The 22,882-nt window shown below is 48.6% G+C and carries 18 protein-coding genes; 10 read left to right on the top strand and 8 right to left on the bottom strand.

Annotated elements, in window-relative coordinates:
- Positions 1-68: 68 nt before the first annotated feature.
- Together ACL9RG_RS03725 and ACL9RG_RS03730 are read right to left on the bottom strand one after the other, a co-directional pair.
- Positions 69-638, bottom strand: coding sequence for an NADPH-dependent FMN reductase (locus tag ACL9RG_RS03725; RefSeq protein WP_422791246.1), 570 nt, complete (start codon positions 636-638; stop codon positions 69-71).
- A 229-nt stretch (positions 639-867) separates the two neighbouring features.
- Entirely contained in the window at positions 868-1,590 is a 723-nt protein-coding gene (locus ACL9RG_RS03730; RefSeq protein WP_422791247.1) for a hypothetical protein, read from the bottom strand.
- A 312-nt stretch (positions 1,591-1,902) separates the two neighbouring features.
- On the opposite strand from ACL9RG_RS03730, the gene ACL9RG_RS03735 reads away from it, so the two are divergent.
- The 4 genes from ACL9RG_RS03735 to ACL9RG_RS03750 all read left to right on the top strand — a co-directional run bounded on the left by ACL9RG_RS03735 (position 1,903) and on the right by ACL9RG_RS03750 (position 7,828).
- On the top strand, positions 1,903-3,819 hold the full coding sequence (locus tag ACL9RG_RS03735) for a methyl-accepting chemotaxis protein (RefSeq protein ID WP_422791248.1): 1,917 nt from the start codon (positions 1,903-1,905) through the stop codon (positions 3,817-3,819).
- A gap of 186 nt (positions 3,820-4,005) precedes the next feature.
- A complete protein-coding gene (locus tag ACL9RG_RS03740; RefSeq protein WP_422791249.1) occupies positions 4,006-4,743 on the top strand; it encodes a gluconate 2-dehydrogenase subunit 3 family protein in 738 nt (245 codons plus the stop codon).
- Positions 4,743-6,521: a GMC family oxidoreductase gene (locus ACL9RG_RS03745; protein ID WP_422791250.1), complete on the top strand. Its 1,779-nt coding sequence runs from the start codon at positions 4,743-4,745 to the stop codon at positions 6,519-6,521. The genes ACL9RG_RS03740 and ACL9RG_RS03745 overlap by 1 nt, the downstream gene beginning before the upstream one ends.
- 14 nt (positions 6,522-6,535) lie before the next feature.
- On the top strand, positions 6,536-7,828 hold the full coding sequence (locus tag ACL9RG_RS03750; RefSeq protein WP_422791251.1) for a c-type cytochrome: 1,293 nt from the start codon (positions 6,536-6,538) through the stop codon (positions 7,826-7,828).
- A 98-nt stretch (positions 7,829-7,926) separates the two neighbouring features.
- Here the strand turns inward: ACL9RG_RS03750 and fabV are convergent, their stop codons facing one another.
- The 6 genes from fabV to rpmH all read right to left on the bottom strand — a co-directional run bounded on the left by fabV (position 7,927) and on the right by rpmH (position 13,078).
- On the bottom strand, positions 7,927-9,123 hold the full coding sequence (fabV, locus tag ACL9RG_RS03755; RefSeq protein WP_422791252.1) for an enoyl-ACP reductase FabV: 1,197 nt from the start codon (positions 9,121-9,123) through the stop codon (positions 7,927-7,929).
- A 114-nt stretch (positions 9,124-9,237) separates the two neighbouring features.
- Positions 9,238-10,602 carry a tRNA uridine-5-carboxymethylaminomethyl(34) synthesis GTPase MnmE gene (gene mnmE / locus ACL9RG_RS03760; RefSeq protein ID WP_422791253.1) on the bottom strand — a complete coding sequence of 455 codons (1,365 nt, stop codon included), beginning with the start codon at positions 10,600-10,602 and terminating at the stop codon, positions 9,238-9,240.
- A gap of 102 nt (positions 10,603-10,704) precedes the next feature.
- Complete coding sequence (gene yidC / locus ACL9RG_RS03765) at positions 10,705-12,336, bottom strand: membrane protein insertase YidC (protein ID WP_422791254.1); 1,632 nt, start codon at positions 12,334-12,336, stop codon at positions 10,705-10,707.
- Positions 12,337-12,338: 2 nt separating this feature from the next.
- A complete protein-coding gene (yidD, locus tag ACL9RG_RS03770; protein ID WP_422791255.1) occupies positions 12,339-12,596 on the bottom strand; it encodes a membrane protein insertion efficiency factor YidD in 258 nt (85 codons plus the stop codon).
- Entirely contained in the window at positions 12,560-12,919 is a 360-nt protein-coding gene (gene rnpA / locus ACL9RG_RS03775) for a ribonuclease P protein component (protein ID WP_422791256.1), read from the bottom strand. Before rnpA ends, yidD begins: the two co-directional genes overlap by 37 nt.
- 18 nt (positions 12,920-12,937) lie before the next feature.
- Positions 12,938-13,078, bottom strand: a complete 141-nt coding sequence (rpmH, locus tag ACL9RG_RS03780) for a 50S ribosomal protein L34 (RefSeq protein WP_005976668.1) — start codon at positions 13,076-13,078, stop codon at positions 12,938-12,940.
- A 762-nt stretch (positions 13,079-13,840) separates the two neighbouring features.
- Here rpmH and dnaA point away from each other — a divergent pair.
- The 6 genes from dnaA to ACL9RG_RS03810 all read left to right on the top strand — a co-directional run bounded on the left by dnaA (position 13,841) and on the right by ACL9RG_RS03810 (position 22,865).
- Complete coding sequence (gene dnaA / locus ACL9RG_RS03785) at positions 13,841-15,235, top strand: chromosomal replication initiator protein DnaA (RefSeq protein WP_422791257.1); 1,395 nt, start codon at positions 13,841-13,843, stop codon at positions 15,233-15,235.
- Positions 15,236-15,239: 4 nt separating this feature from the next.
- Positions 15,240-16,340 carry a DNA polymerase III subunit beta gene (gene dnaN, locus ACL9RG_RS03790; RefSeq protein ID WP_422791258.1) on the top strand — a complete coding sequence of 367 codons (1,101 nt, stop codon included), beginning with the start codon at positions 15,240-15,242 and terminating at the stop codon, positions 16,338-16,340.
- A 150-nt stretch (positions 16,341-16,490) separates the two neighbouring features.
- Entirely contained in the window at positions 16,491-17,600 is a 1,110-nt protein-coding gene (gene recF / locus ACL9RG_RS03795; RefSeq protein WP_422791259.1) for a DNA replication/repair protein RecF, read from the top strand.
- Entirely contained in the window at positions 17,600-20,014 is a 2,415-nt protein-coding gene (gene gyrB, locus ACL9RG_RS03800; protein WP_422791260.1) for a DNA topoisomerase (ATP-hydrolyzing) subunit B, read from the top strand. Before recF ends, gyrB begins: the two co-directional genes overlap by 1 nt.
- 1,492 nt (positions 20,015-21,506) lie before the next feature.
- Complete coding sequence (gene fimA, locus ACL9RG_RS03805) at positions 21,507-22,100, top strand: type 1 fimbrial major subunit FimA (protein WP_422791261.1); 594 nt, start codon at positions 21,507-21,509, stop codon at positions 22,098-22,100.
- 63 nt (positions 22,101-22,163) lie between these two features.
- Entirely contained in the window at positions 22,164-22,865 is a 702-nt protein-coding gene (locus ACL9RG_RS03810) for a fimbria/pilus periplasmic chaperone (RefSeq protein ID WP_422791262.1), read from the top strand.
- Positions 22,866-22,882 lie beyond the last annotated feature (17 nt).

Genomic DNA, 22,882 nt, shown 5'->3' on the forward strand with positions numbered 1-22,882 from the left:
TAACGGCCGCTATGCGTGACGAGGAAGTGTCGAAATGTCGCCTCTTCCTCGTCACGATGTTTAAAATGTTACTTGCTGACTCGCTCGGCATAAGCGGCGAACGCACCCAGCTGCCCGGTCAGAAAATCTAACGTCCCTTGCTCGATGACTTCTCCAGCCTGCTCATCCACTTTAGTCTGAATCACTCCGCCCATAAACTCTGGCTTATTCATTACCATCGCATCAAGGAAGACCAGAATCTGGCGCAAATGATATTGGCAGCGTGCCCCACCAATTGGCCCCATTGAGCTGGTCTGGATCAGTACCGGTTTACCTGCCAGCGGCTGTTCAGGTACGCGAGAAATCCAGTCAATGGCGTTTTTTAGCCCACCCGGCACCGAATAGTTATATTCCGGGGTCACAATAATGACGCCGTCAGCTTCGCGGATTTTTTTTACGATTTCTTCAACGGCTGCCGGGATCCCTTCGTGTTGCTGAACATCCGCATCGTACAACGGAATGCTGCCAATAGAAGGCAGTGCTTCTATGGTGATGCCTTCTGGTGCGAGTTTAGGCAATGTACGAGCAACCATCGCGTTGTAAGAGGCTTTACGCAGGCTGCCTAACAGAGTAACGAACTTCAGTGGTTTAACTGACATACAAAACTCCTTTTATGGACGAAATCTGGTCGAGGTGTGGGTGAGGCTCAGTTGAGTTCGGCTAAACTGAAAATGATGAACCCTGGCTAATAACTGCGTTTCGCCAACGTGGCGTGGCTTAAAAAAGACTTTTGCTGACGATTTCTTATTTTAGTCGAAAAATGACCTTAACTTGAAAATCTCCGCGGGCTGCGTGTTTATTTAGCGGAGTGCTTCTTCTACAGCGTATTTATTTGGCCGGAGGGAGACTGGTCAATTTCATAAAATGGGGCGAGTCATTCTGTTGCTGAGGGGAGAGAATTTGCGTGCGGATAAACCCCTGAGCAGGAATATATTGCCAACACAGCAGTGTGGAGAACGCCGGAGCATGCGCACAGGCCCAGGTTAATGCGCCATCGATATCACTCATTACCTGGACGTCTGGAAGAATACTGGATCGCAAACGCCCCGATGCTGGGTGCAGTGTTAATGTGTTGGTGCTGCTTTCACTTTGACCAAGTAATTTGAGGGCGCTTTGGCGAATGCAGTAAAGTTGTGAGGTCGATTCAAGCGGATCATTTTGCATAGAAATCCACATTTGCTCGACCGCTGAAAGCGGTGATTGTTGCGAGTCAGCTTGTGCTCGGTGAGCATGTAATATCTCAAGCTCTAAACCAACATGGCCTTCACTGCTTAACATCACGCCAATGGTAGTGCCCGCTGAGGCGAAGGTGAAATTGGGGAGATCAGAAGAGGCAAAACTGCTTTTGCCGTTCGGTAAGGTGATGATCTCCGGTAATGTTGGAATACCGTAGAGATAAAACATCATCTCAGCCAATAAAATCTGGCTGTTCAATAGCGTTTTGCGCAGTTTAGGTGCGGTATTGTTTGCTGCTAAGACGACATCTTTAGATAAGCGATGAGTATCAGGTTCTGCTTCCGTTACGTTCCACCGAACAAAATGACACGCCATTGTTCACTCCATGATTAATGGTTTGTACGAGTATTCTAGTCTTCTTAATAATAACATTAAGATAGCCCATCTAAAACCATATCGCCTCTTCTTTAGCGCTGATAAAGTGTCACTCTACGCTTACGTAATATTCGAAAATATTAAATATACCCATAAGATTAATCTGGTTATATTATTGTGATTTAATATAGGATTATTATTAGCTTACAAATGTATGAACAAATATTGGACATCTCTATAAAGAAAGAACAACCAGATGCCGTTAGTAGTTAAGCAGTGAATCCGCTGCTTTGCCTGCGAGTATCGTGAAAAATGCTAAAAACAACGCAATCACGTTTTATCACGTTGATCAGCTTATTTTTTCTTGCGCTGATTATTGTTACGTTCATCGTGATCCAAATTTTTGTCTCACCAAAACTAAAACAATCTGAAAGCACCTCCGTTTCATCTCAAGTCAGTAATAGTGCAGCAGAAGTTGATGACCGCCTGAATAAAGTCGAATCACAAATGCGCAGTATTACGCAAAGTGTTGCGCTAATGGATAGCGACACAATCAACCATCTGTTGCCTGCATTAGTTGACCAATATGGGGATAGTAATGTGTTTGGGGGCGGGATATGGCCGCTGCCAAATCAACGCGATCCTGCCAAGATAAAGTTCAGTACTTTTTTTGCGCGTAATAGTAATAACCAACTGACTGAAAATACGTTTTGGAATAGTGCGGATTCCGCTAATTATTTCGAACAATCCTGGTTCCTTGCTGCTTCAAAAGGGGATAAAGGGCAATGTATATGGGCGCCTGCTTATACAGATAGCGCCAGTGTTGAACCACGTACTAACTGCGCAATGCCAATTTATAAAGGCGAGAAACTTTGGGGCGTAGCCACTATTGACGTGACCGTTGGTTTCTTCAATAAATTAGTCGCTGATATGGAAAAGCAACTGAAGGCGACAATTTACATTGTTCAGCAGGACGGCACTATCGTTGGTGCTAGCCATCAAAGTGATGAAAAATTGCCGAAATTGAGCTCATTGGGTGCTAACTCCGCCTTGGCTGCACAAATTCGGACAATGCTTGATCAAGTGAAGGACAGGTCTGATTTCTCGAAGGACAATAGTAATCAGGTTGCCGATTACGACAATGATGGCACCAGCCATACGATGTTTATCCATAAGATTAACGGTCCTTGGTTTATCGCCACCGATATGCCAACCAGCCAGCTTCTGCATCGTACGAACAGTATTTTAGCCAGTCTGGCATCGGTACAAATCCCGATGGTATTGCTGTTGTTCATTTTGCTGATTGTGGCAATCAAAGTGTTCATGCGCCAGTTAACGGGGTTGAATGCCAATATTCGTCGTTTATCAGAAGGTGGTGCCGATTTAACCCAGCGTTTGCCTGCCAGTAAAAGCCCAGAATTTAACGCGGTTAATGAGAGCTTTAACGGTTTTCTGGCCTTCTTACAGTCGATTCTCAAACAAGTAGGTGATAGCAGCCTGGCGATTGCGTCGGCTTCCAGGCAAATCGCCAGCGGTAATCTGGATTTATCGGCCAGAACCGAAGAGCAGGCCAGCTCGATTGAGGAAACTGCCGCGTCTATGGAGCAGCTAACCAGCACGGTAAAACAAAATGCTGGCAATGCTGAAAGCGCCAACCAGCTCACGCTGGATGCGTCCGGCGTGGCGGCAAAGGGCAGTAATGTCGTTAAGCAGGTCATCGATACTATGGGATCGATTACCCAATCGTCGAAGAAGATTGTCGATATTATCAGTGTGATCGATGGTATTGCTTTCCAGACCAATATTTTGGCGCTCAATGCGGCGGTTGAAGCAGCGAGAGCTGGCGAACAAGGACGTGGATTTGCGGTAGTCGCGGCCGAAGTGCGTAATTTGGCTCAACGCTCGGCAACTTCTGCTCGCGAGATTAAAAAGCTGATTGAAGACTCTGTTGCTGATATCTCTTCTGGTAGCCAATTGGTGGCAACAGCGGGGAGTACCATGGAAGAGCTGATGCGCGGCGTAAATAATGTCGCCACGTTGATGAATGAAATTATGTCATCGAGTCAGGAACAGAGTTTGGGTATTGAGCAAGTGAACGTCGCTATAACCCAACTGGACAATACCACCCAGCAAAATGCCGCTTTGGTAGAGCAAGTTTCCGCCGCCGCACAGGCGATGCAGGAACAAACTCAGCAGCTTGAATCTGTCGTCGCCGGTTTCAAAATTTAGCATCGAACCGCGTAGCTAATTTGAGCGAAAACCCCCAAACCCGGCGTTCTTGCCGGGTTTATCGTAATATCCCGAGAGCAAATAAGTAACAAGAAATAACCCTTGAGCAATAGGGCACAACATATCAACAAACCATTATTCTTTGTGTGGTAATTGTTCTCCTCTTACCGCCATTGGAGATATGGAATGTCTGATAATACCCCTCCCTTTTCATCACCTCGTCGCACCTCATCACGGCGTAATTTCCTAAAGAAAACATTGATGATGGTGCCGTTGGCTGCTGCGGGCAGTAGTACTTTGGTACTAAAACCACAAAATGCCAACGCTGCTGAAGGTGTCTCACCTCACTATGTGCCACTGTTTTTTAATAATGAGGAGTGGCTATTTCTATTGCAGGCTTGTGAGCGGTTGATCCCCACCGATAGCAACGGTCCGGGAGCGGTTGATCAGGGGGCGCTGGAATATATCGATAAGCAGATGGAGTTGCCTTATGGCCACGCAGGATTGTGGTATATGCATCCCCCTTTCGTCGATGCCAAACCAGAAATGGGCTATCAGTCAAAGCTCACGCCACGTGACACCTATCGCCTGGGTATCAAAGCGGTGAATCAACACTGCCAGCAGCGATTTCAGAAAAACTTTGCCGACCTTAGCGCCGAACAGCAAAACGCATTATTGATTGAACTGGAAAGCGATCGCCTGACTTTTCCTGATATCAGCGGTAAGGCTTTCTTCGACCAACTGTTGGCCAATACCAAGGAAGGCTACCTGTCTGATCCGATTCACGGTGGCAACCAGAGCCTGGCCTCGTGGAAATTGATTGGTTTTCCCGGCGCGCGCGCTGATTACACCGATTGGGTGGATAAGCCGAATCAGGTTTATCCATTAGGGCCGGTGAGTATTTTCAGCAAAAGGAACTTGTAATGAACATCATAAAAAAGAAACCGGTTGATGTTGTCGTTATTGGTTTGGGTTGGTCCGGTTCAATTATGGCGATGGAATTGGCCGAAGCCGGATTAGAGGTTGTCGCGCTTGAGCGCGGCGAGCAACGCGATACTTACCCCGATTTTGCTTTCCCGCGTATGGCCGATGAGCTGACATATGGCATTCGCTTGAAGCTATTTCAGCAAGCGGCTAAAGAGACGGTCACGGTGCGCCATACCTCGGCCGAATTTGCGGTGCCTTATCGCCAGTTCGGCGCTTTTTTGCCGGGCAACAATGTTGGCGGCGCGGGTTCGCACTGGAACGGTATGCATTGGCGCGCGCTGCCAACCGATTTGAAAATGCGCTCCACGGTGATTGAACGTTACGGCGAGAAATTTATTCCAGCAGATATGACGGTGCAAGATCATGGCGTAACTTACGAAGAACTGGAGCCATTCTTCGATAAGTTTGAGAAGGTTTGCGGTACTTCAGGCCAGGCGGGGAATGTGCAGGGCAATATTATTGCTGGCGGTAATCCTTTCGATGGTCCGCGACAGAATCAATTCCCAACGCCACCACAAAAGCAGCTTTATTCCGGCAATTTATTTGGCGCAGCGGCTAAATCCCTGGGATTTCATCCTTTTCCTGGGCCGGCGGATAATTTATCTGAATCTTACGTCAATCCTTATGGCGTACAGATGGGAGCCTGTAACTATTGCGGTTACTGCGAACGTTTCGGGTGCTTCAACTATTCGAAATCTTCACCACAAACCACCATTCTGCCCGCGCTCTATCAGAAGAAAAACTTCACGCTTCGTACCCGTTCACAGGTCGTCAAAATCAATACTGACTCCAGCGGCAAAAAAGCGACGGGAGTGACCTATATCGATGCGTATGGTCAAGAGATCGAGCAACCGGCTGATTTGGTGATCCTCAGCGCCTTCCAATTGCACAACGTGCGTCTGCTGCTGCTTTCTGGCATTGGTAAACCTTACGACGTGAAAACCGGTGAGGGCGTAGTCGGCAAGAACTTTGCCTACCAGATGAATAGCGGCATGTCGTTATTCTTCGATAAAGACCGCCATTTTAATCCGTTCATCGGTACCGGCGCGATTGCCACCATCATCGATGATTTTAACGGTGAGAACTTCGACCATTCCCAGCTTGGTTTTATTGGCGGTGCGTATATTTCGGCGGGCAATAGCGGTGGTCGGCCTATCCAGCAAATGCGTTTGCCAACCGGCACGCCGAATTGGGGCGGCCCTTGGAAGCAGGGGATTAAAGATAGCTATCTGCATTCGATGGGGATCGGTTCTGAAGGGTCGGTTATGCCTTATAAGCAGTGTTATTTGGACCTGGACCCCACCTATAAAGATGTGAATGGCTATCCGCTACTGCGTATGACTTTTGACTGGCAGGATAACGAATACAAAATGACGGATTATGTTACCGGCAAGATGAAAGACATTGCCAGGGTGATGAACCCTAAGATGCTGTCTGTCAGCCAATTGAAGCCCGGCGATCATTTCGACGTTAGACCTTACCAATCTACGCATATTACCGGCGGGGCGATCATGGGGGATTCACCGAAAAACAGCGTGGTGAATAAATACCTGCAAAGCTGGGATGTGCCCAACTTGTTTGTCCTCGGCGCATCATGTTTCCCGCAAAATCTGGCTTATAACCCCACCGGTATGGTTGGGGCGACGGCCTATTTTGCCGCCCATGCGATCAGAACTCAGTATTTGGCTAACCCCGGCCCACTTATTCAAGCTTAATCAGGATGAATATCATGCAGCAGTCAACGAATGACGCATTGCGGCGTCGCTGTGGGTGGGCGTTAAGTCTGGTCGCACTGGTTTTTAGTTCATGGACAATGGCGGCTGATGAGGCCGCCAGCATCAAACATGGGGAGTATCTGGCCCATGCGGGGGATTGTGCCGCTTGCCATACCGCACCTAATGGTGAGTTGTACGCCGGTGGATTGAAAATGACGACACCGGTTGGCGCGATTTACTCGAGCAATATTACCCCGGATCAAAAAAACGGGATTGGTCGCTATACGCTGGCTGACTTCACCCAGGCGCTGCGAAAAGGCATAGCCAAAGATGGGCGGCATCTCTATCCGGCGATGCCGTATCCGGCTTTTAGTAAAATCAGTGATAGCGATATCGGCGATCTTTACCAGTACTTTATGCACGGCGTGCCGGCCGTTGGCCGTGAAAATCAGCAGAGCGATATCGCGTTCCCACTGAATATGCGCTGGCCGCTGGCGGTATGGAACCGGCTATTTTTAGATAAAGGCCGATATCAGTCCGATCCGCAAAAGAGCGCAGAGTGGAATCGCGGTGCTTATTTGGTTCAGGGATTGGGGCATTGTGGCGCCTGCCATACGCCGCGCGGTATTGCTTTTGAAGAGAAAGCTTTGGATCAACATGACGCGGCCTATTTGTCTGGTGGGACGCTGGAAGGCTGGCATGCGGCCAATTTGCGCGGTGATTTGCGTAGCGGATTAGGGACCTGGTCTGTCGATGATATTAGTCAGTTCTTACAAACAGGACATACCGCTAATACCGCGGCTTTTGGATCGATGGTGGCGGTGATACAAGACAGTATTCAACATTTGAATGATGGCGACCGCCACGCCATCGCGGTATATCTCAAATCACTGCCGGAAAGCGGTCGGGAGCCGAAACCACAATATAATGCGCAAACCTATCAGGCGTTGTCGCGAGGTGACGTATTGCAGCGTGGCGCGCAGACTTATCTTGATAACTGTGCAGGCTGCCATTTAACAACCGGCAAGGGCGAGAAAAATGCCTTCCCGCAACTGGCGCAAAACCCAGTCATCACCAGCGATGATCCTTCGTCACTATTGCAGGTGATTTTACGCGGCTCGCGCGCGCCGCTTACCCAGCAGAGCCCAACCGGATTAACCATGCCAGGTTTCGCCGAGCGTCTGAATGACCCGCAGATTGCCGATTTAGCCAATTTCATCCGTAACGGCTGGGGCAACCAGGCACCACAAGTCTCGATATCACAGGTAAGGGAGATGCGTAAATTGACTGAGCCGGTGAAGAGGTGAATGGGGGTTTTTAGGTGGTTTTTGGCATCATAAAAAAATCCCCGGCCTATCACAGGCCGGGGATTAACTGATTCATAAAGCGCTTTATACAGAGCCGATTAACCTTGGATCAGATTAGGGATCTGTACGTCTGCTTTAACGTCGGCGTCGTAATCTACGCCGTCGATGCTAAAGCCGAACAAGTTCAGGAATTCAGTTTTGTAGCCAACGAAGTCAGTCAGCTCATCGATATTGTCATTGGTGACTTGATCCCAAAGCTCAGCAACACGGTCTTGTACTTCTGGTTGCAGTTCTTTGTAGTCGGCACGCAGGCGGCCTTCGGTATCGGTGTGTGGCGTGGTGCCGTACAGGCTATCTTTGTACAGACCGTAAACCTGCTCGATACAACCTTCGTGGGTGCCTTTCTCTTTCATCACTTTAAACAGCAATGACAGGTACAGAGGCATCATTGGGATAGCAGAGCTTGCTTGGGTAACAACGGCTTTCAATACAGAAACGCGCGCGTCGCCGCCGTGGGCTGCCAGGTTTTTGCGAATATCCAGCACCTTTTTGTCCAGGTCTTTCTTCGCTTCACCGATGGTGCCATTCCAATAGATGTCGTGGGTGATTTTTTCGCCCAGGTAAGTAAACGCAGTGGTGGTCGCACCTTCCGCCAGCACGCCAGCTTCTTGCAGCGCATCGATCCACATCTGCCAGTCTTCGCCGCCCATTACTGCCACAGTACCCGCGATTTCTTCTTCGTTGGCTTGTTGCAGCGTCAGCTCTTTGACCACTTCTTTATCGGTATCCAGACCACGGAAGGTAACGTCTTTACCGATTGGCTTCAGCGTTGAGCTCATCAGCTCGCCGGTTTTTGGGTGCAATCTTTTTGGCGCAGCCAGGCTGTAGATAACCTGATCGACCTGGCCCAAATCACGTTTGATGATCTCGATTGTCTGTTGTTTGATAGCATCAGAGAAGGCGTCGCCGTTGATGCTTTTAGCATACAGGCCTTTCGCTTCGGCAAACTTATGGAAAGCCGCAGTGTTGTACCAACCCGCGGTGGCAGGTTTAGTTTCTTCGCCAGCGCGTTCGAACATAATACCCAGAGTAGATGCGCCGCAGCCGAAAGCGGAAGTGATACGCGCAGCCAAACCGTAACCAGTAGATGCACCGATAACCAGCACTTTTTTAGGGCCGTTAGCGATAGTCCCTTCAGCGGTGACGTAATCAATTTGGTTCTTAACGTTTGCTTCACAGCCCGCAGGATGTGCGGTAACGCAGATAAAGCCGCGTACACGTGGTTTTATGATCATGAAAACCTCATTTAATTATCTTGGATATATACCCAACAATTTAACGTTGCGGGTATAGAACGTAATAGCGTTAACGCCGAGATTGTACTCGATCTTCAGGCAAGTTAACGCCTGTCATTTACCAATACAGAAACTGGAGAAGATTCGGCCCAACAAATCATCAGAGCTGAACTCGCCGGTGATCTCACTTAATGATTGCTGGGAGAGACGCAGCTCTTCCGCCAGCAATTCACCGGCCCAGGCACCAAGCAGTTGATCTTTCCCCTGCAATAGATGCTGCGCCGCCTGCTCAAGAGCTTGCAGGTGGCGGCGGCGGGCCAGGAAGCCGCCTTCCATATTGTGATTGAAGCCCATTTTTTGCTTCAAATGGTCACGTAATACGTCGATACCTTCGCCGGTTCTTGCCGACAGACGAATAAGTGAGTGACCATTTACTTCCTCTTCGCCTAGCGTCTCGCCTGTTATATCGGCTTTATTTCGTACAACAACGATCGGTAACGCTTCTGGTAAGCGAGCAATAAACTCTGGCCAGATTTGTGCAGGCTCGGTGGCTGATGTGGTAGTGCCATCGACCATAAATAGCACAATGTCAGCTTGTTCGATCTCATTCCATGCACGTTCGATACCGATACGTTCAACTTCATCGGTAGCTTCGCGCAACCCGGCGGTATCAATAATATGCAATGGCATGCCATCGATATGAATATGTTCACGCAGCACGTCGCGCGTCGTCCCGGCAATATCGGTGACAATTGCGGCTTCTCGGCCTGCTAATGCATTGAGTAAGCTAGATTTTCCGGCATTTGGCCGCCCGGCAATCACCACTTTCATCCCTTCGCGCAGCAGACTGCCCTGACGCGCTTCGGCGCGCACGTTATCGAGGTCAACAATCACCCGATTCAAGGCGGCTTCAATTTTACCGTCCGACAAGAAATCAATTTCTTCATCTGGGAAATCGATCGCTGCTTCGACGTAGATTCTCAGGTTAGTAAGTGCTTCCACCAAATGATGGATCCGCTGAGAAAATGCCCCTTGCAATGAGTTGACGGCGGAACGGGCTGCCTGTTCAGAACTGGCATCGATCAGGTCGGCAATCGCTTCGGCCTGTGCCAGGTCGAGCTTGTCATTAAGGAATGCACGCTCAGAGAACTCACCCGGGCGCGCAATGCGCACAGTGTTTAACTGTAAAATACGTTTTAACAGCAAATCGAGAATGACCGGGCCGCCGTGGCCCTGCAATTCCAGCACATCTTCACCGGTAAAGGAGTTTGGGCCGGGAAACCACAGCGCGATGCCTTGATCGAGCGTACTGCCGTCGATATCGCGAAATGGCAGATAGTCGGCATAGCGTGGTTTTGGCAACTTACCCAGCACTTCCTGAGCCACCAGGCTGGCGGCTTGCCCTGAGATGCGCAAAATGCCAACGCCACCGCGCCCTGGGGGCGTGGCTTGGGCAACAATGGTATCTGATGTGCTCATACTGTTTAGGCCTTTGCTTACAAGATTATGGGGCTTCATCTAAAAAAGAAGGCGGTCAAATGACCGCCTTCTCAATTATGCACTGAGTCTTATCAGCGCAAATTATTTTTTCTTCTTATCGCGGCTGTGCAGACCACGTTTTTCCAGGCCGCGGTAAATCAGCTGCTGCTGGAGGATGGTCACCAGGTTACTGACGATGTAGTACACCACCAGACCAGACGGGAACCACAAGAAGAACACAGTGAAGATAACCGGCATGAAGGTCATGATCTTCTGCTGCATTGGGTCGGTCACGGTGGTTGGCGACATCTTCTGAATGAAGAACATCGTGATACCCATCAGTACTGGCAGGATGTAGTACGGGTCCTGCGCAGACAAGTCATGGATCCACAGAGCAAACGGCGCATGACGCAGTTCAATCGAGCCTGACAGCATGTAATACAGCGCCAGGAAGATTGGCATCTGGATAACCAGCGGCAGACAGCCACCCAACGGGTTAACTTTTTCGGTTTTGTACAGCGCCATCATTTCTTGGCTCATGCGCTGTTTGTCATCACCGATACGCTCGCGCATTGCCGCCAGTTTTGGCTGCAACATACGCATTTTCGCCATCGAGGTATATTGCGCACGGGTCAGTGGGTACATGATACCGCGCACGATAAAGGTGATAACGATAATGGAGAAGCCCCAGTTACCAATGAAGCTGTGGATAAACTTCAACAGTTTGAACAGCGGCTGCGAGATAAACCACAACCAACCGTAATCAACTGCCAGGTCAAGATGCGGCGCGATGGCAGCCATTTTGTCCTGAATTTCTGGGCCTACCCACAGAGTGGAAGCAACTTGTTGCTGCGCACCTGGTTGCACAATAAACGGTGTGCCGGTGAAACCAATGAAGGAAACGCCGTTGTCATCGCGGGTATAGAACTTGTTAGTATCTTTGCCTGCTGGGATCCACGCGGTTGCAAAGTACTGCTGCAACATCGCGACCCAACCACCTTGAGTGGTGACATCCAGACGCTCGCTCTTATCAAACGCATACTTCTGGTATTTGTCGTCGCTTGAAGAGTAAGCCGCGCCACGATAGGTATGCAGAGCAAAGTTATTGCTCCCCGCATCGCGATGCTTAGGCAGGTCAATAGTTTGCTTCAACTGACCGAACATGGTCAGAGACAGCGGTGCTGCGGTGGTATTGTTAATGTTGTATTCAACATTGACCGCGTAAGCGCCACGTTTAAGCACGAAAGTTTTGGTATAAACGGCACCGTTATCCGCTTTGAACGTCAACGGAATGCGCAATTCAGCCTGGCCATCGGCCAAGGTGAAGCTATCCTGGCTGACGCTATATAAAGGACGTGCGCCGTTTTCAGGATTGTCCGGGCCATTTTTGCCTGTCAGACCGCTTTGTGCCTGATAGACGAAAGAAGGGGTAGTTTCCAGCAACTGGAATGGTTCAGTTGAACCCAGTTTGGTTGGGTAAGCAGTCAACAGAGCCTGCTCAACATCACCACCACGGGTATTGATGGTCAAGTCGAGGACATCGGTTTTAACCGTAATGAGTTTGCCCTGTCCGCTTCCAGCAAGAGTCTGGGTAGCAGCATCGCCAGTAGCAGTATTCGCGGTTTGCGTGGTTTGGTTGGCTGGTTGCGGAGCGTGGTCCGTCTGCCAGGCCTGCCAAATCATGAAAGACACGAACAGCAGAGCGATGAGAAAAAGATTGCGTTGCGAATCCATCGTTAGTGGTCTCTGTTATTGTCGGTTTTCGGCGGTACGGGATCATCACCACCTGGGTTCAAAGGATGGCATCTTAATACGCGTTTCAAAGTCAACCAACTACCTTTTATCATGCCGAAACGACCGATAGCCTCAATACCGTATTGAGAACAGCTCGGTTGAAAACGACAATGTTGCCCAAGCAATGGACTGATAACCAGTTGATACCCACGTATCACGGCAATCAGGATGCGGGAGCCTGCCGGCAATGTCGACGCCATAGTTTCTCCAACGCTTCCGTCAGTGCACGGTTGTCGAGATCAGCAACACCTTTCTTTACCAACACCACAAAATCCATAGGCGGCAGCGCATGTTGTTTCAGCCGGAAGCTTTCGCGGGTAAGGCGTTTGATCCGGTTGCGTTCATGAGCGCGTTTGACATGTTTTTTGGCGACAGTAAGACCGATGCGGGGATGCCCCAGCTCGTTCAGGCGGCCGAGGATGGTAATTTGCGGCGTGCCAGCCCGTTGTGGCTGCTGAAAGACGAAAGTGAAATGACGGGGAGTTAACAAACGTAACTCCCTGGGAAAAGCGAGCTTACCCACTAAACAGGTTAGCTTTTATTACTTAGAAACAGACAGACGAGTACGGCCTTTCGCGCGACGGCGGGCCAGAACCTGACGACCATTTTTGGTTGCCATACGAGCACGGAAACCGTGGCTACGGTTACGCTTCAGTACGGACGGTTGGAAAGTGCGTTTCATGGCGATTTCTACCTAAACTTAAATTAATTGACTTCACAGTAAACGCGTAGGCTGACGACCATAAAATGACCGATGCCCTATTCGCAATTCATAAAGAAGCGGGATTGTAGTAATTGTACAGTCCTGAGTCAATTCAGATTGCTAAAATTTGGCCAGTTGTTTACCAGATTTACCCGTGGTCGGCGCTTAATTCCGTCAAGTTTTATAACGTCAGGAACACAGGCATCACACGTAGGGCTGTGGATTATACGGACTCTCTAATAAATCGCAAGGATCATGCCTTGATCCTTATCGAGCGATCCTCCGATCCTTCCTCATTGCTGGCCTAAGAGTCCGCTTATTTTTTAACAGTAGCTTGTTTAAGGCCTGCTAAATATTTTAGGATCGACTACGCTTATCCACTTGTGTTTCTAGCCTGTGGATAAAAAGGATCAAAACTGTCAGGAAGGGGAGGATCTCTTCCGCGCTTTTTGCTATGATCCGTCATTCCGATCGAGATCCTAGGTCGGAGATACAACGGGTGACTTCCGTATCGTCTTTCTACAGATAAAAACAAGTTATAGATAAACCAGTTGTTGATAAAATCGTAATAGATAAAACCGAATAATCGGTTCGCACGTTGTTCGATCCTGCTGACAGGGCAGCTCGTAAACTTCTCCTCCGCGTATGAAATCAAGCCGGGCGGGGCGTGTGCCTATAATCATGATTCGAAAAATATCCTGATCCTTTTCTTTTTTTGGTCTTGTTCGAGTGGAGTCCGCCGTGTCACTTTCGCTTTGGCAGCAGTGTCTTGCCCGTTTGCAGGATGAGTTACCTGCCACAGAATTTAGTATGTGGATACGCCCATTGCAGGCGGAACTGAGCGACAACACGTTGGCGCTGTATGCACCTAACCGTTTTGTCCTCGACTGGGTACGAGACAAATACCTAAATAACATTAATGGGCTGCTTAATGATTTTTGCGGCTCAGATGTTCCTTTATTACGTTTTGAAGTCGGTAGCAAACCTCTGGTACAGCGCGCCAATGAAACCGTCACTGCGACAGTGAGTTCACCGGCAGAGGCGCGAGTATTGCCTCGCGCTGCGCCTTCGCGCCCAAGCTGGGATAGTTCACCTGCCCAGCCGGAGCTTTCTTATCGCTCTAATGTGAATCCCAAGCACACTTTCGACAACTTTGTTGAGGGTAAATCGAACCAGTTGGCTCGTGCAGCGGCGCGTCAGGTCGCTGACAATCCGGGCGGTGCTTATAACCCGCTGTTTTTATACGGCGGCACTGGCTTGGGTAAAACGCACTTGTTGCACGCGGTCGGCAACGGCATTATGGCGCGCAAAGCCAATGCCAAAGTGGTTTACATGCACTCTGAACGTTTTGTGCAAGATATGGTGAAAGCCTTGCAGAATAACGCCATTGAAGAGTTCAAACGTTACTATCGTTCGGTTGATGCACTGCTTATCGATGACATTCAATTCTTTGCCAATAAAGAACGCTCTCAGGAAGAGTTTTTCCATACTTTCAATGCGTTGCTAGAAGGTAACCAGCAGATCATTTTGACCTCGGATCGTTATCCTAAAGAGATCAATGGCGTTGAGGATCGTTTGAAATCCCGCTTTGGTTGGGGATTGACCGTAGCGATCGAACCACCTGAGCTGGAAACCCGCGTAGCGATCCTGATGAAAAAAGCTGACGAGAACGATATTCGTCTGCCAGGAGAAGTGGCGTTCTTTATTGCCAAACGTCTGCGTTCTAACGTGCGTGAGCTGGAAGGGGCGTTGAACCGTGTTATCGCTAACGCCAACTTTACCGGCCGTGCGATTACTATCGATTTTGTTCGCGAAGCGCTGCGTGATTTATTAGCGCTACAAGAAAAGCTCGTGACTATCGACAATATCCAGAAAACGGTAGCCGAATATTATAAAATCAAGGTCGCTGACCTGCTCTCTAAACGGCGTTCCCGTTCGGTCGCTCGCCCGCGCCAGATGGCGATGGCGCTGGCCAAAGAGCTCACCAACCACAGCCTGCCAGAAATCGGCGATGCGTTCGGTGGTCGCGATCATACAACGGTGTTGCATGCCTGCCGTAAAATCGAGCAGTTGCGTGAAGAAAGTCACGACATCAAAGAAGATTTCTCTAACTTAATCAGAACATTATCTTCCTAGCGCTATGAAATTTATTGTTGAACGTGAGCATTTGCTAAAACCGCTGCAACAGGTCAGTAGCCCGCTGGGTGGACGACCAACGCTGCCTATCCTTGGCAACCTGTTATTGCAGGTCACCGAGGGATCGTTGTCGCTGACCGGGACCGACCTGGAAATGGAGATGGTGGCGAAAGTGGCCCTGTCCCAGCCCCATGAAGTTGGCGCAACCACCGTACCTGCGCGGAAATTCTTTGATATCTGCCGTGGATTGCCTGAAGGCGCAGAGATTTCTGTCGCGCTTGATAGCGATCGCATGTTGGTGCGCTCTGGACGCAGCCGTTTCTCGCTGTCTACTTTGCCAGCGACCGATTTCCCTAATCTTGATGATTGGCAGAGCGAGGTGGAATTCACCTTGCCGCAGGCAACGTTGAAACGTCTGATTGAGTCGACACAGTTTTCAATGGCTCATCAGGATGTACGCTACTACCTCAACGGCATGCTGTTTGAAACCGAAGGTGAAGAGCTGCGCACCGTAGCAACCGACGGCCACCGTCTGGCCGTTTGTGCGATGCCAATCGGCCAATCATTACCGTCGCATTCGGTGATCGTGCCTCGTAAAGGGGTGATGGAGCTGGTGCGTCTGCTCGACGGCGGCGAAAACACGCTGCAATTACAGATTGGTAGTAACAACATTCGTGCCCACGTTGGTGATTTTATCTTTACGTCCAAGTTAGTTGACGGACGTTTCCCTGATTATCGCCGCGTATTGCCGAAAAACCCTGATAAAACGCTGCAAGCTGGTTGTGATTTGCTTAAGCAGGCATTTGCTCGCGCCGCGATTTTGTCCAACGAGAAGTTCCGCGGCGTGCGTTTGTATGTCAGCCATAATCAGCTGAAAATTACCGCCAATAACCCAGAGCAGGAAGAAGCGGAAGAGATCCTTGATGTGGCCTATGAAGGGACAGAAATGGAAATCGGCTTCAACGTCAGCTACGTGCTAGACGTGTTAAATGCGCTTAAATGTGAAGAAGTGCGTTTACTGCTTACCGACTCAACTTCCAGCGTGCAGATTGAGGATGGGGCCAGTCAGGCAGCCGCCTATGTCGTCATGCCTATGAGACTTTAAAACGGGCTACCTTACTTGCCAGTTTGAATTCGGGCAGTGCTCGCACTCCTCACGTACTGATGTACGCGCCGGGGGCTGTGCGCTGACTGTATCCAAACTGGCTGCGACGCCAACGCTCTTGATTGGGCGATGATTAAGAAATTGGTTTACATGGCCCTAACGCGCTTACTGATTAAAGATTTTCGTAATATCGAGGCGGCGGATTTAGATTTATCGCCCGGTTTTAATTTTCTGGTAGGGCCGAACGGTAGCGGTAAAACCAGTGTGCTTGAAGCGGTATATACGCTCGGGCACGGTCGCGCGTTTCGCAGTTTGCAAGCGGGGCGAGTGATTCGCCACGAACAAGATGAGTTTGTGCTACACGGCCGTATTGATGACGGTGGTGAGCGTGAGCAGGCCGTTGGTTTGAGCAAAAGTCGTCAGGGCGATAGCAAAGTGCGCATTGATGGCACTGATGGCCATAAAGTCTCTGAACTGGCGCAAATGCTGCCTATGCAGTTGATTACACCCGAAGGCTTCACTCTGCTTAACGGCGGGCCGAAGTTCCGGCGGGCGTTTCTGGATTGGGGCTGTTTTCATCACGATCCCGGTTTTTTTATCGCCTGGAGCAACCTACGACGGTTACTCAAGCAGCGCAATGCTGCGCTGCGTCAGGTAACACGCTATGCGCAAATCCGCGCCTGGGATCAGGAATTAATCCCGTTGGCTGAGCGTATTAGCGAATGGCGGGCAGCTTATAGCGAGGCAATCGCCGCTGATATCAGCGCGACTTGCACGCAATTTCTGCCTGAGTTTGCCTTAAGTTTCTCTTTCCAACGTGGATGGGATAAAGAGAGCCATTATGGCGAGCTGCTGGAGCGGAATTTTGAACGCGACAGAGCCTTAACTTACACCGCATCAGGCCCGCATAAAGCTGACTTCCGTATCCGTGCTGATGGCACGCCGGTTGAAGACTTATTATCGCGCGGGCAACTAAAACTGCTGATGTGCGCGCTGCGTTTAGCGCAGGGTGAGTTCCTCACCCGACAAAGCGGGCGGCGTTGTCTATATCTTCTTGACGATTTTGCCTCTGAGCTGGACACCGGCCGTCGCCGGTTGTTAGCCGATCGCCTGAAAGCCACCCAATCCCAGGTTTTTGTCAGCGCAGTAAGCGCCGAGCAAGTTGCCGATATGGTGGGTGAAAATGGCAAGATGTTCCGCGTGGAACAGGGTAAAATAGCCGTTCTATCACAAGGACTAAATATGAGCGAGAAACGTTGATGTCGAATTCTTATGACTCCTCAAGTATCAAGGTATTAAAAGGGCTGGACGCGGTGCGCAAGCGCCCGGGCATGTATATCGGCGATACCGATGACGGCACTGGTCTGCACCACATGGTATTCGAGGTTGTGGACAACGCTATCGACGAAGCCCTTGCTGGCCACTGTAAAGATATTCTTGTCACTATCCATGCCGATAACTCGGTCTCTGTTCAGGATGATGGCCGCGGTATTCCAACCGGTATCCACGAAGAAGAGGGTGTGTCTGCTGCTGAGGTCATCATGACCGTGCTACACGCCGGCGGTAAATTTGACGATAACTCTTATAAAGTTTCTGGTGGTTTGCATGGCGTTGGCGTCTCGGTAGTTAATGCGCTGTCTGAAAAGCTGGAATTGACTATTCGTCGTGAAGGCAAAGTGCATGAGCAAACTTACGTGCACGGCGAACCACAAAATCCATTGAAAGTCGTGGGCGAGACAGAACAGACCGGGACAACCGTCCGTTTCTGGCCAAGTTTTGCTACCTTCACCAATCACACCGAATTTGAGTACGACATCCTGGCTAAGCGCCTGCGTGAGCTGTCGTTCCTTAACTCCGGTGTGTCGATCCGCCTGCAAGACAAGCGTGGCGACAAACAAGATCACTTCCACTACGAAGGCGGTATCAAAGCTTTCGTGGAATATCTGAACCGTAACAAAACCCCGATCCATCCAACCGTGTTTTACTTCTCAACGGTAAAAGATGATATCGGCGTAGAAGTTTCTCTACAGTGGAACGATGGTTTCCAGGAAAATATCTACTGCTTTACCAACAACATCCCACAGCGCGATGGTGGTACGCACTTGGCTGGTTTCCGCGCCGCCATGACCCGTACGCTGAATGCTTACATGGATAAAGAAGGCTACAGCAAAAAATCCAAAATTAGCGCAACGGGTGATGATGCCCGCGAAGGCTTGATTGCTGTCGTTTCTGTTAAGGTGCCGGATCCTAAGTTCTCCTCACAGACCAAAGATAAACTGGTCTCCTCTGAGGTGAAATCAGCGGTTGAAACCCTGATGAACGAAAAGCTGGTTGATTACCTGATGGAAAACCCGAGCGACGCTAAAATCGTTGTCGGTAAAATCATTGATGCAGCCCGTGCGCGTGAAGCGGCACGTAAAGCGCGCGAAATGACCCGTCGTAAAGGTGCGCTGGATTTAGCTGGCTTGCCAGGCAAACTGGCTGACTGTCAGGAACGCGACCCGGCCCACTCCGAACTGTACTTAGTGGAAGGGGACTCGGCGGGCGGTTCGGCTAAACAGGGCCGTAACCGTAAGAATCAGGCGATTCTGCCGCTGAAAGGTAAAATTCTTAACGTTGAGAAAGCGCGTTTCGACAAGATGCTTTCTTCGCAAGAAGTGGCCACGCTGATTACCGCGCTCGGCTGCGGCATTGGCCGCGACGAATACAACCCGGATAAGCTGCGTTACCACAGCATTATCATCATGACCGATGCCGACGTCGATGGTTCGCACATTCGTACGCTACTGTTGACCTTCTTCTATCGTCAGATGCCAGAAATTGTTGAACGTGGCCACATCTTTATTGCTCAGCCGCCGCTGTATAAAGTGAAGAAAGGCAAGCAAGAGCAGTACATCAAAGATGATGAAGCGATGACGCAGTATCAGATTGCTATCGCGATGGACGGGGCAACGCTGCATACCAATGCCCATGCGCCAGCCTTGTCTGGTGAAGCGCTGGAGAAACTGGTTGCTGAACACTATAGCGTGCAGAAAACCATCGATCGTATGGAGCGCCGTTACCCGCGTGCGTTGCTAAACAATCTGATTTATCAGCCAACGCTGGGCGAAAGCGACCTGACCGACCAAGCGAAAGTACAAAGCTGGATCGAGCAGTTAGTCGCCTTACTCAATGAGAAAGAGCAGCACGGTAGCAGCTACAGCGCTATCGTTCGTGAAAACCGCGAGCGTCAGATCTTCGAGCCTATCCTGCGTATTCGTACTCACGGCGTAGACACCGATTATGATCTCGACTTCGAGTTTATCCACGGTGGCGAATATCGCCGTCTGTGCACACTCGGTGAGAAGCTGCGTGGTTTGATCGAAGAAGATGCGTATATCGAGCGTGGCGAACGCCGTCAACCGATTGCCAGCTTCGAGCAGGCGTTGGAGTGGTTGGTGAAAGAGTCACGCCGTGGCTTGTCTGTGCAGCGTTATAAAGGTCTGGGAGAAATGAACCCAGAGCAGCTGTGGGAAACTACCATGGACCCAGAACAACGTCGCATGCTGCGCGTCACGATTAAAGACGCGATTGCTGCCGACCAGCTGTTCACCACCTTAATGGGTGATGCGGTAGAGCCTCGTCGTGCCTTCATCGAAGAGAATGCCCTGAAAGCAGCAAATATCGATATTTAATATCACGTTAAGTGATATGCGATAAAAGCCCCGCTTCACAGATGTGAAGCGGGGCTTTTTTTATCCATTTTAAGATGGATGAATAACAACTGATTCGTTAAGTTTGATGGAAAGCTACTTCTTTCCTGGTGTTGATCTAGTCTTTGGTTTGCCATCTTTTGACCTTCAATAGCGCATCTTGTCGGCCAAGTGAACGGATGCAGGCCAGGGGAAATCGGCCAGGACGGCCGATTTAGGTTGAACAATCAGGGATGATTGTTGAAACCGACCCGTCCGGCCAAAGCAGTGAACGCGGGAAGTCGCCAGCGACCCGGAAAGCTAAGCGCAGGCGTAGGATGCAAGGGTTTTCGCCCTAAAACCCTTGCCGGGCGCGTTCGGCAACGCTGACATATTAATACGTAGTGATAAGCGACCGAATTTGCGCAACGCTTACATAATCAGTCCAATAATGACCAGATGATGACGTGGCAATGGAGCTCAAAATATTTATTAAATATTTTGAGCTCCATTATTACACATTCCAATAATATGGTTTTTAATAATAAAACTTATACAGTTATAATTATTATTTATTCTTGGTTGGTACGTGAAGATATAATGATTTTTTAGCGGAAATATAGAAAAATTTACAATGTAAGGAAAGGGTAAAATATCTATTTTTAATATACTTCTAGGAATAATCCCGCTTGCTTTATAGGAAAAGATAAAATTTTTTGTTATATAGTAACGACCCGTTATTTAGTTATTTTGTTTTTATAAAACAAATATTTAAGTGATTAATTCCTTTTTTATTAATAGGTGAGAACTATTGATTTATTGGTTATTGAATGGTATTAACTTCTTTTAATTCATTATAGTGATGTATAGACTTTCTTATATTGATTCACCGCAATAAATTATCTTTTAAATTGTGGTCAAGTCTTGTGTTGATAACGGATTTTTTGATGCACATATTTCAATCCCAATAAGCTTTTTGTTACATGAATTGAAATGGATGATGATTCTTACACTAAGGCACCAATCTTGCTTTGAAGAAAAGAGCATTTCACAGGTTTTTGCATTGTTTTTAAAAACAATGTGTCGAGCTTGTGGGGTTAATGGTTTTCTCTAATTAATCTTGATGCGATTTTTAAATACCTTCAAAAGCATATCATCACCTAAAATAAGTTGAGTTATATCACACTCGCGTAAAAGTGCCTTCATTGACTCTTTTAAGGCGGAGAGATGTGCTACTTATTTTCATCAAGTCGATCATTAAAGTAATGAGTTTTTTATCGTTTTTTAATGATGTTAGTTAATGCTCCATTACAGCTGAGCTGTAATAGAGGGATGGCGTATTTTATACGTCATAACAGGGAGCTAATTATTGACGAATATTGGTGTCTTCGGCCAATTTCTTCAGTGCCTGCAATATCTATTTTTTAGATTTTAACCTATCGCCATGTCATGAAAATGATATGGGTTATACATCGTAATTCAGGAAAATATTTTAATGGACTTTATTAATAAAAAAACTTCTTTCGCGGCAGTTCTACCTTTGCTTTTCTGTGTATCAACAGCTGCAGTTGCTGATGATATTCCCGCACCAAAAGATTCTGTTACTGTTGATGGCGGCGTTGTGCATTTTACCGGTCAAATTGTTAATGCGCCTTGCGCTGTCGATAACGATAGCTTGGGGCAAACTGTTGAGTTGGGACAATATAAAGCCTCTAAATTTACTGACGCAGGCCAGACGTCTGAAGCCAAGCCTTTTACTATTGGTCTTACCGACTGTAGCGTTGATGTTTATAAAAAAGCGTCAATTACTTTCTCTGGCCCAACCGATGCGGGCAAAAATAATATTCTTGCGCTGGGTATGACTGACGAATCTAATACCAATACTGTAGTGGCTAAAGGCGTTGGTATTCAAATTCTCTCGTCTGGTAAAGCGGTGGCGGTTGATGGTTCAACGCCAGCTCCTGCACAAAACCTGCAGGCAACGGGTAAAAATAAACTCTATTTTACCGCACAATATATCTCGACAGATAAAAATGTAAGCGCTGGTCTGGCAAACGCTAATGCCGATTTTACTGTGACTTATCAGTAATCTGAGTTCGCCAATCATTGCCTTTGGCATGATTGGCGTCACCTAACCAAAGAGAAGGTTATCATGTCATTATTCACCTTAAAGAAAACCGGCCTGGCTTTGCTGCTGGCTGTGACATCTCTTGCATCGAGCCATTTATATGCCGGTGGTATCGCTTTAGGCGGAACGCGGATTATCTATCCACAAGATGCAAAGCAGACCAACGTTTCTATCCAGAATACCTCTGATAAATCGACGTTTCTTGTTCAGTCTTGGGTGGAAGACGCGCACGGGAAAAAAAGTAAGGATTTTATTGCCACGCCTCCGCTTTTTGTCAGTGGTCCGAAAAACGAGAATACACTGCGCCTGATGTATACCGGGAAGATTTTGCCCAAAGATCGTGAGAGCTTATATTATTTCAACGCCAAAGCTGTCCCTTCTGCTGATAAAAAAGCATTGGAAGGAAAGAGTGTGTTGATGCTAGCAGCAATAACTCGAGTTAAGCTTTTTGTTCGCCCTGATGGATTAACACCGAGCGCGGATGCTGCACCTGCGGAGTTAAGTTTCCACAAACAGGCTAATAAGTTAAGTATTACTAATCCGACTCCTTACTACATTACAGTCACTGAGTTGAAAGTTGGAAACCATAAATTATCTGATGTGATGGTTGCACCTAAAGATAAGACCACGGTTGCATTGCCTGCTGGTGTTAATGGTCCAGTGACTTTCCACACTATTAATGATTACGGTGCAGTGACACCTGAAGTTAAAGCAGTAATGAAATAACATAAATATCATCCAAA

The organism is Rouxiella sp. Mn2063 (assembly GCF_049319665.1).
Taxonomy (GTDB): domain Bacteria; phylum Pseudomonadota; class Gammaproteobacteria; order Enterobacterales; family Enterobacteriaceae; genus JBMOUD01.